This window comes from Rubrivirga marina (assembly GCF_002283365.1).
Lineage (GTDB): Bacteria > Bacteroidota > Rhodothermia > Rhodothermales > Rubricoccaceae > Rubrivirga > Rubrivirga marina.
Genome location: NZ_MQWD01000001.1, coordinates 3,033,546 through 3,045,490, shown reverse-complemented (window position 1 = coordinate 3,045,490; position 11,945 = coordinate 3,033,546). Strand labels below are relative to the sequence as shown.

The 11,945-nt window shown below is 75.9% G+C and carries 11 protein-coding genes; 8 read left to right on the top strand and 3 right to left on the bottom strand.

What is annotated here, in order from left to right:
- Positions 1–36 precede the first annotated feature (36 nt).
- Entirely contained in the window at positions 37–1,140 is a 1,104-nt protein-coding gene (locus BSZ37_RS12725; protein ID WP_095510908.1) for a hypothetical protein, read from the bottom strand.
- A 140-nt stretch (positions 1,141–1,280) separates the two neighbouring features.
- Here BSZ37_RS12725 and BSZ37_RS12720 point away from each other — a divergent pair, with 140 nt between their 5' ends.
- Together BSZ37_RS12720 and BSZ37_RS12715 are read left to right on the top strand one after the other, a co-directional pair.
- The gene (locus BSZ37_RS12720) at positions 1,281–3,962 is read left to right on the top strand and encodes a serine/threonine-protein kinase (protein ID WP_095510907.1); all 2,682 of its coding nucleotides are present in this window, start codon (positions 1,281–1,283) and stop codon (positions 3,960–3,962) included.
- Entirely contained in the window at positions 3,949–4,506 is a 558-nt protein-coding gene (locus BSZ37_RS12715; RefSeq protein WP_095510906.1) for an ECF-type sigma factor, read from the top strand. The genes BSZ37_RS12720 and BSZ37_RS12715 overlap by 14 nt, the downstream gene beginning before the upstream one ends.
- Before the next feature lie 15 nt (positions 4,507–4,521).
- On the opposite strand, the gene BSZ37_RS12710 is transcribed toward BSZ37_RS12715, so the two are convergent.
- Positions 4,522–5,436, bottom strand: a complete 915-nt coding sequence (locus tag BSZ37_RS12710) for a hypothetical protein (RefSeq protein ID WP_143537653.1) — start codon at positions 5,434–5,436, stop codon at positions 4,522–4,524.
- Positions 5,437–6,619: 1,183 nt separating this feature from the next.
- On the opposite strand from BSZ37_RS12710, the gene BSZ37_RS22055 reads away from it, so the two are divergent.
- From BSZ37_RS22055 to BSZ37_RS12685, 4 genes are all read left to right on the top strand, one after another.
- On the top strand, positions 6,620–6,757 hold the full coding sequence (locus tag BSZ37_RS22055) for a hypothetical protein (RefSeq protein ID WP_179299622.1): 138 nt from the start codon (positions 6,620–6,622) through the stop codon (positions 6,755–6,757).
- Positions 6,754–7,236, top strand: a complete 483-nt coding sequence (locus tag BSZ37_RS12695) for a hypothetical protein (RefSeq protein WP_095510902.1) — start codon at positions 6,754–6,756, stop codon at positions 7,234–7,236. The genes BSZ37_RS22055 and BSZ37_RS12695 overlap by 4 nt, the downstream gene beginning before the upstream one ends.
- A gap of 93 nt (positions 7,237–7,329) precedes the next feature.
- Positions 7,330–7,833: an SgcJ/EcaC family oxidoreductase gene (locus BSZ37_RS12690; RefSeq protein WP_179299621.1), complete on the top strand. Its 504-nt coding sequence runs from the start codon at positions 7,330–7,332 to the stop codon at positions 7,831–7,833.
- A 2-nt stretch (positions 7,834–7,835) separates the two neighbouring features.
- A complete protein-coding gene (locus BSZ37_RS12685; RefSeq protein ID WP_179299620.1) occupies positions 7,836–8,378 on the top strand; it encodes a DUF3592 domain-containing protein in 543 nt (180 codons plus the stop codon).
- Positions 8,379–8,494: 116 nt separating this feature from the next.
- On the opposite strand, the gene BSZ37_RS22855 is transcribed toward BSZ37_RS12685, so the two are convergent.
- Positions 8,495–8,851 carry a transposase gene (locus tag BSZ37_RS22855; RefSeq protein ID WP_425442617.1) on the bottom strand — a complete coding sequence of 119 codons (357 nt, stop codon included), beginning with the start codon at positions 8,849–8,851 and terminating at the stop codon, positions 8,495–8,497.
- A 132-nt stretch (positions 8,852–8,983) separates the two neighbouring features.
- Between BSZ37_RS22855 and BSZ37_RS12670 the strand changes: the two genes are divergently transcribed.
- Together BSZ37_RS12670 and BSZ37_RS12665 are read left to right on the top strand one after the other, a co-directional pair.
- Positions 8,984–9,994 (top strand): amidohydrolase family protein, encoded by a 1,011-nt coding sequence (locus BSZ37_RS12670; protein ID WP_095510898.1) that lies wholly within the window; start codon positions 8,984–8,986, stop codon positions 9,992–9,994.
- Between the two features lie 10 nt (positions 9,995–10,004).
- Positions 10,005–11,924 carry a S9 family peptidase gene (locus BSZ37_RS12665; protein ID WP_179299618.1) on the top strand — a complete coding sequence of 640 codons (1,920 nt, stop codon included), beginning with the start codon at positions 10,005–10,007 and terminating at the stop codon, positions 11,922–11,924.
- Positions 11,925–11,945 lie beyond the last annotated feature (21 nt).

Genomic DNA, 11,945 nt, shown 5'->3' with positions numbered 1-11,945 from the left:
GGGAGGAAGGATTTTTTTGGAGGGAGGATGAACGGGCTACTCCGCCTCGACCCAGAAGACGTGGTCGACGAAGCTGAGGGTGCCGCCACTCCCGGTCATGGTCCGGGGCGTGAGGAAGTCGGCGCGCGGCTCGTAGTCCAGGGCGCTGCGGGGGTGGGCGGCGAGCCGGCCGGCCTCGTCGACACGCACGGGGTACGTCTGGATCACGCGGCCGTCGGCCTCGGCGACCACGCGGACGACCGTTCCGGGCTCCCACCCGTCCGCCCCCCAGGAGGGGAGGTTGGGCGTGTCGTCGTCGCAGCCCGCGCGCTTTCGGAACTGCGCGGTGCGCTTTACGAACCGGCCCGGGTAGGCCTGGGGCCCGTCCCCGGCGCCCATCCCCACGCACCCGACGACGTCGCCCCGCTGGACGAGCTCGACTCGGACCTGCGCGTCGCCCCCGCCCGCGTCGTGCGGGTCGATCCAGAACGTGAACTCGGCGGGCCGGTCCGACACCCCGCCCGTCTCGTCCGCTCGCACCGAGAAATAGCCGAGCGTGCGCCACGGCCCGTCGAAGGCGGAGATCGTGGCGGGGTTGAAGGGGTCGCCGCTCTCCACCGCGCGGACGGTGAGGGGGAGGCGCCCGGCCAGGTGGCCGTCGACCTCCACCACGAGCGCGTACTCGCCGGGCTCGAGCGGGTCCATCTGGGCCCGGCCCGTGACCTCGAGGTACTCCAAGACCTGCATCTTGGCCATCGGGTGGGAGTCCGTGATGGGCCACTCCTCGCGGAGGGCCCCGCTCGCGTCGCGGAGCGCGATCCGGCCCTGGACGTCGCCCGAGGCGCACGGGAAGAGCACGAACTGCGCGCGTTGGACGGCGATCTGGCCCACGAGCGGGTACAGCCAGACCTCCCCCAGGAGCCGCGCCATGTCGGCGCCCGGGAGCGGCTGGCCCGGGGGGCAGTCGCGCGGGGGCTCGGGCGCGGCCTCGCTGGGCCCGTCGGGCAGGGCCGGGGTCGCCGGCGGATCCGGGGGCTCGGGCGCCCGCTCGGCAGGGCGTTCGACGGCCTCGCGGGCCCGCTCGATGAGGCGGCCGAGCTGGGCGTGGGCGGGGGGCGCGGCGAGGGCGCAGAGGAGGAGGGCGAGGGCGAGGCGGCGCATGGCGTCGAGGGGTGGGTCCTCCCCTCCCGCCCCGTCGGGCTGGGCGCGGGATCACGGGCCGTCAGGGCCGGGCGCATGATCCCGCGTGCACGGAGACGGGGCCAACGCTATGATGGGCTCACCGACACCGGCGCACCGCCGTGCCACCGACCGACTGGGACCGGCTCCACCACCTGTTCGACGCCGCCGTCGACCTCACGCCCGAGGACCGGGCGGCGCTCCTGGCGGCGGCGTGCCCGCACGAGCCGGCGGTCCGGGCCGAGGTCGAGGCGCTCCTGGCGTCGTACGACGCCGAGCCCGACTTCTTGGAGGCCCCGGCCGCGCGCGTGACGCTCGGCGACGGCGGGCCGGGCGGGCCGGACGGCCACGCCCTCGCCCGGGGCGACCGGGTCGGGCCGTACCGCGTGGTCCGTGAGGTCGGCGTCGGGGGGATGGGGCGGGTGTACCTCGCCGAGCGGGCCGACGGCGCGTTCCGCCAGGCGGTGGCGCTGAAGGTTGCCCGCCGCCGCGGCGACGTCGAGCGGCGGCTCCGCCGGTTCGAGGGCGAGCGCGAGATCCTGGCCCGGCTCGACCACCCCCACATCGCCCGGCTCGTCGACGGGGGCGCGACGGCCGACGGGCGGCTGTACTTCGCGATGGAGTACGTCGAGGGCGGGCTCCCGATCACCGAGTACTGCGGCGCCCACGGGCTCGGGCTCGACGCGCGGCTGGCCCTGTTCGCCGACGTCTGCGCGGCGGTCCAGCACGCGCACCAGGCCCTCGTGATCCACCGGGACCTGACCCCGGCCAACGTCCTCGTCTCGGCCCGGGGCGCCGTGAAGCTCCTCGACTTCGGCGTGGCCAAGCGGCTCGGCGGCGGGGGCGGGCTGACGACGGGGGGGCCGGCCCCGATGACGCTGGCGTACGCGAGCCCCGAGCAGGTGGCCGGCCGGCCGGTCACGACGGCGACCGACGTGTACGCCCTCGGCGTCCTGCTCTACGAGCTCGTCGCGGGCCGGCGGCCGTTCGAGGGGGCCGACCCCGCGGCCCTCGTCCGGACCGTGGCCGAGGGGGCGCCGCCGCCGCCGTCGGCGGCGCTCCGGGCCAGGGGCGACGCGGCGCTCGCGCGGCGGGTCGAGGGGGACCTCGACCTCATCGTGGGGCGGGCGTCCCACCGGGACCCCGCCCGGCGCTACGCGAGCGCGGCCGCCCTCGCCGACGACCTCGCGCGGTGGCGGGGCCGGCTCCCCGTGGCGGCCCGGCCCGACTCGGTCGGGTACCGGGCCCGGACGTTCGTGCGGCGGCACCGGTGGGCCGTGGCGGGGGCGGCGGGGCTGGCCGTGGTCGTGCTCGCGTTCGGGGTGGCGATGGCGGCGCTGGCGGCCCGGCTCGGCGAAGAGGCCGCGCGGGCGGCCCGCGAGCGCGACGCGGCCGAGGAGGTGACGGGCCTGCTTGTCCGGCTGTTCGAGGCCGGCGACGTCCGGGACACGCCGGGCGGCGACACGCTCCGCGTGGCGGACCTCCTGGCCCAGGGCGAGGCCCAGATCCTGCCGGGCCTCCGCGACCAGCCCGTCGTCCACGCGCGGCTGGCCCACGCGCTCGGGCGGGTCCACGCCGCGCGGAGCCGGTACGACCGGGCCCGGCCCCTCTTCCGCGACGCGCTCGAGACGCTCGGGCCGCTCGGGGGGCCCGACGCCGCGGCGGTCCTCGCCGACCTCGGCCGGCTCGAGCGCGACCTCGGCGACAACGGGGCCGCCGAGCGCCGGCTCCGCGCGGCGGCCGCGCTCTATGGTGGGGCCGGCGGCCGGCCCGGCGACCGCGCCCGGGCCCTCGCCGACCTCGGCGGCGTCGTGGCCGACACGGCCGAGGCGTTCAGGCACTTCCGGCGGGCCCTCGCTGTGGCCGGGCCGTCGGCCGGGGCCCGGGCGTACGTGCTCCGGGCGCTCGGCGACCGCCGGATGTTCGTGGGCGACCGGGGCGGGGCGCTCGCGGCGTGGCGGGCGGCCCGGGCCGCGCTCGGCGAGACGCCGCCTGGCCACGCGCTCGTCCACGGGCTCCGGGCCCGGGAGGCCGGCGCGCTCCTCCAGCTCGACCGCCACGCCGAGGCGGCCGGCCGGTTCCGGGCGCTCGTGGCCGACGCCCGGGCCGTCTACGGCGACTCGACGGTCCCCGTGGCGCGGGCCTACGACCAGCTCGGGATCGCGCTCGCGCTCGGTGGCGACCACGGCTCGGCCGAGCGGGCGTTCCGCGCGGCGCTCGCGCGGTGGCGGGCGGCCGGGGCGGGCCGCCACCACGACGCCGCGAGCGCGCTCCGCAACGTGGGCCGGGCGCTCCAGCTCCAGGGCCGCCCCCGCGAGGCGCTCCCGCTCCTCGAGGAGGCCCGGGCGCTGATGGCCGGGGTCGACACGAGCCGCGTGTTCGCGGCCGGGATCGACGACCAGATCGGGCTCGTCCTCGTCGAGGTCGGCCGGACCGCCGAGGGGGTCCGCCGGCTCCGGCGGGCCGTCGCCGTCGAGCGGGCAGCCGTGGCGGCCGGGCAGTGGAGCCCGGTCCGGCTGGCCGACGCCGAGCTCCGGCTGGCGACGGCGCTCCTCGCGGCCGGGCGGCCGGCCGAGGCCCACGACCTCGCGCTCGGGGCGCTCGAAGCGTTCGAGGCCGACCTCGCCGAGGGCCACCCGCGCGTGGCGCAGGCCCGCGTCGCCCTCGGCGCGGCGCTGGCGGGGCTCGGCCGGCCGGACGAGGCGGGCGCCCACCTCGCCGCCTCGCTCGGCCCGTACGCCCGGTGGGGCCTCGCCGACCCCGTCCTCCTCGACCACGCCCGCCGCGCCCGTGCCCGCCTCTGACCCCCTCCCCTCGGTCGAGCTCTCCGACGGGCTCGGCCGCGACCTCGACGCCCTGCTCCCCCGGGTGTACGACGAGCTCCGCCGGATCGCCCACGGGTACCTCGGCCGCGAGCGCCACGACCACACGCTGTGCACGACGGCGCTCGTCCACGAGGCGTACCTCCGGCTCGCGCCCCAGGGCGACCGGGGGTTCCGGAACCGGGGGCACATGCTGGCGCTCGCGTCGATCGCGATGCGGCGGGTGCTCGTGAACTACGCCCGGGACCGGAGCCGCGACAAGCGGGGCGGCGGCGTCCCCCCGCTCCGGCTTAGCCAGATCGGGCCGGTCGGGGCGGCGGAGGGGGTCGACGTGCTCGCCCTCGACGACGCGCTGGCGAAGCTGGCCCGGGTGGACGACCGGGCCGCTCGAGTGGTCGAGTGCCGGTTCTTCGGGGGGCTCACGGTGGAGGAGACGGCTGGGGCCCTCGGGGTCGGGACGGCGACGGTCAAGCGGGACTGGCGACTGGCGAAGGCCTGGCTCCACCGGGCATTGGAGGACGGGTAGGCCCGCGCTGCCCGGCTAGAGGCACTGGCACGAGGCGGGCTGGCTGCTGTTCACGTCGACCTCGCACGTGCTGCAGTTCCCCTCCATCGCGCACGTCTGCTTGCCCGTCGCCTCGCATCTAGCGGAGCCGCCGTCGCACTGGTCGACGTTGTCTGCGATGAAGCGGATGGCAATGTCGCCCGTCTGGCACATGGTGTCTCCGACGCCGCTGAAGGGGTCCGCCACGCTCAGCGCGCACTTGCTCAACGTGATCGAGGTCTCGTTCAGGGCCGCGTTGCACGCCTCGTACCTCATCTCGGCGCCGGTCCCGATCATCCAGGTGTGGCCGGGCAGGAAGTCTCCGACCGTGGACCCCCCGAGCCCGGGGAAGACCTCCAACCCTAGTGCCCCCGTCGCTATGCTAGACATCACGTTGGCTGACATCCCGGCCAACCCTCCCGCGACCCAGGCTCCGGTGCAGATCGTGTTGCCGAGGGAGCCCTCGAGCACGCTGCTGTCTTGGATGGACGTGCACTCACCCGCGTAGTTGGTGGGTCCGAGAAGCCCCCCGATCGGAGAGGCGGCCTCCGCCCCTAGGATGGCCTCCGCCACCCCCATCGCTTGTCCCTCCTCGTCCTCAAGGGGGAGGTGGTCCGGCACCTCGGAGGACGCGATCCACGAGGACGTGAAGCATGGGCCGTCGTGGGGCCAGTCCGCAGGCCGGAAGCCCCTGGCGTGGCACTCCGTCACGATCCCGGTCGTCGACAGCGGCCGGTGCGTCGTCTTCCCGTACGCGACGACGAGCCGCCCCTCGTCGTCCTGTTGGTGGAGTTGCTCCCGCAACACGGGGACCCCCTCGTCCATCCCCTGCTCGGCCAGGAGAGCAGCGACGATCGGGTACGGCCCCAGCCGGTCGCCGAACGGGCTCGGCTCGGGGGCGAGGCCCCTCACCGTCCACGCGCGCCCCCACTGGGCCGGCGCCTCCTGCCCGCCCCGCACGACGCCGCCGTCGCGCCCGGGGCGGCGGGGCTCGGACTCGAGGGCGACCGGCTCCGCGCCGTCGTCTACGACGATGAACTCGGCGAAAGACGAGGGGCTCTTGGCCTATACGACCGTCAACGCCGGTTCGGCGTAGGTCTCGGCAGCGGAGAACGCCACCGCCTCGTACCCCCCGGCATGAGGCCGTCGAAGAACGCGAGGTCCCGGCACGCCCCGTCGAACAGGACGGTCCCCCGGTCTATGCACCTGTCGGCCATGTCCTGGGGCGGGTGGCGGGGGACGGCTAGGTCCGGCGCCGGGTGGGCCTCCCCCTCACGGTCGGCCCGACGCGCCGCGCGGTCGCCGATCTGACCGCCTATGCCCCTGCGGCCGCCCGTGGTGATGCCCCCGTCCCGGGGCGGCAGGTTCGCCACGCGCTCGCGGCGGGGCGCCCGCTGCGCAGCGGCCCGCTCGCGCGCGATGGCCATCAGGGAGTCGGCGCACGCTCGGTCACGGCCGCACCGACGGCGGATCCGGTCTCGGACTCGTTGGGGCACCGGCGGGGGCGTCTCGCTCGCGCTCGGCGCCCGTCGGGCCCGGTCTCGGATCGCCGAGACGAGCGAGTCGGCACAAGCCCGGTCCGCTCCGCACGTAGCCGTCACCCTGGCGCGGACCTCGGGGGGGAGGTCGGGCCTCGGTGTGGGTTGGGCGAGGGTCGAGGGGGCGGCCCACATCAGGGGGACTAGGATCGCGAGGAGATGGCGCATGGTCGAGAGCGGTCGAGGCGGGACAACTCGATACGCCTCGGACCCAGGGGTGGGGATCATCCTATCGCCACGACGCGCGGGAGCCCCCCTCCGGGTCCCCGTGATCCCGCCGGCCGCAGGAGGGGGCGTGTGGAGGTGACCCGCCCTTGCCTGTGTCCGCCTTCGCCCTCGCCATCGTACTGGCCGCGGTCGGTCCTGCCGACCCCTGCCCCGCCCCCGACTCGGTGGTGGTGTACTCTGTCCGGACCGGCCAGGCCGTCGCCGTGACGCCGGCCAGTGCCCGTGCCATCCGCCAGCACCCTGGGCTCCGCGGTGCGATCCGCGTCGATGTGCGGCGCGCGCGGCCCCGGCCAGGGTTTGCCTTGTACGCGCGCCCTGGTACCCACGGCGTGCTCCTGGCCCCCGGCGACGGCCGCGAGCCGCTCCGGGCGTGCCGCTCCCTCGGCGAGGCCGACCGCCCCACGCTCGTGTGGGCGGGGACTCGGCCGGTCCGCCTCGACCTCGTCACCGGCCTCCTCGATTCATGAACCGCCTCGCACTCCTCGCCGCCCTCCTCCCCGCGCTCGCCGCCGCCCAGCCGTCCGCCGAACTGCCCCGCTGGGAGAGGCAGGTTGTCCGGCTGTCGGCCGACGCCGTGGCGGCCCTCGCCGATCTCCCCACCCTCCGTGCGGCCGTCGTGGTCGAGGGACGCCGGGCCCGGCCCCGGGCCGGCTTCGCGTTCTACGTGCTGCCACGGCGGGCCGGCGTCCTCGTCTCCGAGGACGTAGGCGAGACTGTAGCCGTCGCTTCCGAGACGATTCCGCGCGTGGTCACGGACGCACTCGGAAACGCGATCCTCGTCACTATCTCGTGTGGGTGCCTGAGCAAGGACGGCGACGCGTGCCGGTTCGAGCGGGACGCGCGGGGGGAGCCCGTGATCGGGCGGTGCGGCGGCGAGACGTGCTGCCGGGAGACCCTCGAGGGGCTCGTCCTCGGGACAGGCGCCGCCGTCGTGGCGGGCGGGTGACGGCGCTCGCCGGTCGCCCCCGGGCCCGGCGCCCCCAGGTGTGAGCTGCCCCGCGCGCCGATGGGGCCTAGCCCGTGGCCCCCTGCTGAACGATTGCCCCACCTCCTGTCCCCGCTCCTCCTCTGCTCCGTGCTGCCCGGGCTGGCGCTCGCGCAGTCGCCTACCCGGCCCAGCTTCGTCCCCATGACGGCCCCCGATCCCACCACCGTCACCAAGCGCGCCGTCCGTTCCATGGAGGCGGGCTGGAACGCGCCCGATTGCCAGGCCTTCGCCGCCCCGTTCGCGGCCACCGCCGACTTCGTCGACATCCGCGGGGGCCATTACCGGGGGCGCGCCGAAATCGCCCGGGGCCACCAGGGCATCTTCGACTCGATCTACCGAGGGAACCTGGTGTCGATGGCCGTCGCCGACGCCCGCGCCATCGGCCGCAACGCCGTGGTGGCCCGCGTCACGTCGACGCTGGAGGCGCCGTCGGGCGCGCTTGGGGGCCGCCTCGCCTCGACGATGACCCTCGTGCTCACGCGTGCATGCCGCCGGTGGCAGATCGCCTCGGCCCACAACACGCTCGTCTCACCCTCCGGCGGCGGCCGGCCGTAACCGTGGCGTCCGCGCCCCCCGCCCAGTCGGCCCTCACGCTCGTCGGTGTCGGCGCGTTCGTGCTCGCGGTCGGGGCCGCCGGCCTGTTGGCCGCGGCCGGCCTCGCCAGGTCCGGCGGCGCATCGGACGGCTGGCCCTCGATCAAAGGCCACGTCGTGGAGTCACGGGTCCAAACGCGCGTCGCCGTCGACGGCAGTGACGTCTCGCGCGGGCGGGTGTTCGGGCCGCGCCAATACGAGCACGTCCCGGCCGTCCGCTACGCCTACGAGGACAGCGGCGTGCCGTTCACGTCGGACCGGGTCCGGTTCGGCGAGCGGTCGGCCAAGCGGGGCGACCGGGGCTGGGATCGAGCCCGTGAGGCGGCCGGCCGGTACCCCGCCGGCGCGGCCGTCGAGGTCTACTACGACCCATCGAGGCCGTCCTGTTCAGTCCTCGAGAGGGGCCGCCAGTCGACGCCGTGGATGCCCGGCGTCGGCGCGCTGGGGCCGCTGGCCGGTGGGGCCTTCGCGTGGGCCGGCGCCCGGACCTACGCCCGCTCCCGCTGACCCCACCGCCCGTGCGCCCCGCCCCAAGTGACCTAGGCGGGTACGGAAACGCGGCCCGCAGAAGCAGCCGGATGCAGGAGAGCTTGACCATCGCCAAGAACGACGCGGCTGTTTCGTCAAACCGCGTCGCCAGGCCCCGGTGCTCCTTGAGCCACCCGATCAAGCGCTCGACCGCGTTCCGACGCGCGTACAGGGCCTTGTTGAGCACCGGGGCGCCCCCGGTGCCGCCGCTTCTTGCCCGCGGCGAGCGCCCGCTCTGGGATCACGGCGGGGATCCGCAGCTTGCGGAGCCAGGCGCGGGTCCGCTTCGCGCCGTAGCCCCGGTCGGCAAGCAGACGCTGCGGACGACCCGGGACCTCCACGAGATCGCAGACGGCCTCGAGCTGGGCCGACTCGCTGCGCTGCCCGGCCGTGAGGTGGACCGCCAGCGAGAGGCCTTTCCCGTCGCGGTCCACGTGGAGCTTCGTCCTCAGCCCGCCCGACTTCGCCCGAGGACCCGGACCGCGCGGGTCGATGGGCGCTGTAGGACTCCGCCGACACGTGGGCGAACCGGGCCGGCGTCCGGCCCCCCCCTCCTAGGTTCTGAGAGCTCAGCCTGCTCCCCGATGCGCCTCCACCTCTACGCGCTCATCGTGAGCGCCGCGGCCGCGGCCCAGCCCGCGCCGGACCGGCGGCCGGTCCTCGACATGCACCTCCACGCCCTGCCCGCGGACGAGGTCGGCCCGCCGCCCGTCGCGATGTGCGTCCCGATGCTGGCGTGGGCCCCGGAGCGCGCGCCGGACCAGTCGTGGCTCGACGCGTTCGGCGCCTTCGTGACCGACCCGCCCTGCCCCGCCCCCTTCTGGTCGAACGCGAGAACAGACCGGGAGGTGCTGGAGGGGACGCTCGAGGTCATGGAGCGCCGCAACATCATCGGGGTCCTGAGCGGACCGCCGCGCGACGTCCTCTGGTGGCACGAGGCAGCGCCCGACCGGTTCATCCCGAGCGCCCAGCTCCAGTTCGGGCGGGACGCCTACGCGCCCGACTCGCTCCGCGCCCTGTTCGTCGACGGGCCGTTTGAGGTGCTCGGCGAGGTCTCGAACCAGTACGTCGGCGTCGCGCCCAACGACCCGCAGATGGACCCCTACTGGGCGTTCATGGCCGAGCACGACCTCCCCGTGGCGATCCACCTCGGCGAGGGGCCGTTCCTGGCGACCGTCCTCTACCCGGGCTACCGGCCGAGCCTCTCGAGCCCGTACCTGCTGGAGGACGTGCTCCACCGCCACCCGACGCTGCGCATCTCGGTGATGCACTACGGGTCGCCGCTCGTCGACGAGATGATCGCGATGATGGGGGCCTACCCCCAGCTCTACGTTGACCTCGGGGGGATCCAGTGGTTCTACGCGCGGGCCTACTTCTACGAGCAGCTCCGGCAGTTCGTCGACGCCGGGCTCGCGCGGCGCGTGATGTTCGGGTCCGACCACGTCATCTGGCCCGGGCTGCTGGAGGAGTCCATCGACATCGTCGAGGACGCGCCCTTCTTGAGTGACGAGCAGAAACGCGACATCCTCTACCACAACGCCGCCCGCTTCCTCCGCCTCAGCGACGAGACGATCGCCCGCCACCATGCGATGTAGACCCTGCCTCATGAAGCCGATCCTCGCCGCCCTCACCGCTCTCCTCGCCGTCGCCGCGTCCGCCCAGCCGGCCGACGGGCCGCCGCTCATCCCCCGCGTGATGATGCTGTGGCCCGACCTCCCCGAGTTCCGCCCTGTTGGCCCGGAGCCGCGGCCCGTCGAGCCCGGCCTGTTCGCGCACGACCGGCCGGTTTTCGAGGCCGCCTCGCCCGACGGCGCCTGGCTGGCGGGGACCGCCGACGGCGATTTTTACGTCCGCGAGGCCGGCTCGGACACGTCTGCCCTCACGGTCCCGGCCGGCGACGGGCCGCGGTGGAGCGTGGCCGACGCCGAGTGGAGCCCCGACGCCGCCCGGATCGCCGTCCGCCGGGTCGACGACGCGGCCGTCCCGCGCCTCCCGCTCCTCGACGCCGAGGGCGACACGGCCCGGTGGGTGCCGTACGCTCGGGTCGGCGAGCCCCAACCGGAGCACCGGCTCTGGGTCGTCGAGCGGGCGACGGGCGAACCGGCCGCCGTGCCCCACGGGCGCGACGCCGTGTTCGTCCACCCCGTCGGGTGGAGCGACGACGGGGCGCGGCTCCGCTGGATCGAGGCGGGCCGGTTCCTGCAGTGGGTCGCCCTCCGCGAGGTCGACGTCCGGACCGGCGAGGCGCGGACGCTGCTCCGCGAGGACGGTGACCGGCGTGTGATGGGGATCGAGATGATCCACGGCTACGGCGACCGCCTCGACCACCTCCGGCCGGCCGTCTTCTTCGACGGGCGCGCCCAGTTCGTGTGGGCGAGCGAGCGGACCGGCGCCCGCCACCTCTCCCTGTACGACGCCGACGGCACGCTCATCCGGCCGCTGACCGACGGCGCGCTGCCGGGCCCGGTCCAGCGCGTCGCCCACGTCGACCGCGAGGCCGGGGCGCTCTACGCCGTCGCCTCGGCGTCGGCCGAGCGGCCGTGGGACCACGCGCTCTACCGCGTCGGCCTCGACGGCGACGTGCGCCGGGTCGTCGACGGGCCCGTGATCGAGGAGGTGCGCCCGGCCGACGGCGGCGCCCTCCTCGTCGTCCGCGCCGGCCTCCCCGACCTCCTCCAGGTCGACCGCGTGACGCCCGACGGCGACGTCCTCGCGACCGAGTGGGCCGCCGACTGGAGCTTCGCCAGTGACGTCCCGCGCCGCCAGGAGCGGCTCGTCCTGACCGCCGCCGACGGCGAGACCCCGCTCGACGGCCTCCTCGTCCTCCCCCCCGACGCCGAGGGCGAGCGGAGCGTCCCGCTCGTCGAATTCGTCTACGGTGGGCCGAACACGCAGTACGTCCCGCGGACGCCCCAGACGCCGTGGCTGTGGGAGGCGTACCGGGTCGCCCAGGCCGGGATCGCCGTCCTGTTCGTCGACGGGCGCGGCTCGGCCGGGCGCGACCGCGCGTTCGTCGACGTGTCGTACGGGCGGCTGGGGCAGGTCGAAGTGGCCGACCACCGGGCGGCCGTCGAGCAGGTCCTCGCCCGGTTCCCGGTCCTCGACCCCGAGCGCGTGGCCCTCATGGGCCACAGCATGGGCGGGTTCGTGGGATTCCGCGCGCTCGCCGAGGCGCCCGACGTGTACCGCGCGGCCGTCCTGGTAGCCCCGGTCCTCGACGCGACGGGGATGCGGGTCTGGGCCGAGCCGTACCAAGGCTGCCTCCCCGCCGACTGCCCCGAGGTCTACGCCGCCGGCTCGAACCGGGCCCTCGCCGACCGGGTCAAGGGCGCCGTGTTCGTCGCCCACGGGACGGCCGACGACGACGTCCCGTTCGCCGAGGGCGCCGGGCTCGCGGCCGCCCTCGAGGCCGCGGGCGCCGACGTCACCTTCGTCCCGATGCCGGGGTGGAACCACATCCTGCAGCGCTCGCCCGAGTTCTGGGGCCGCGTGATGGGCTTCCTCGGCCAGCACCTCCGCCCATGAGAGCGCCCCTCGTCCTGCTCA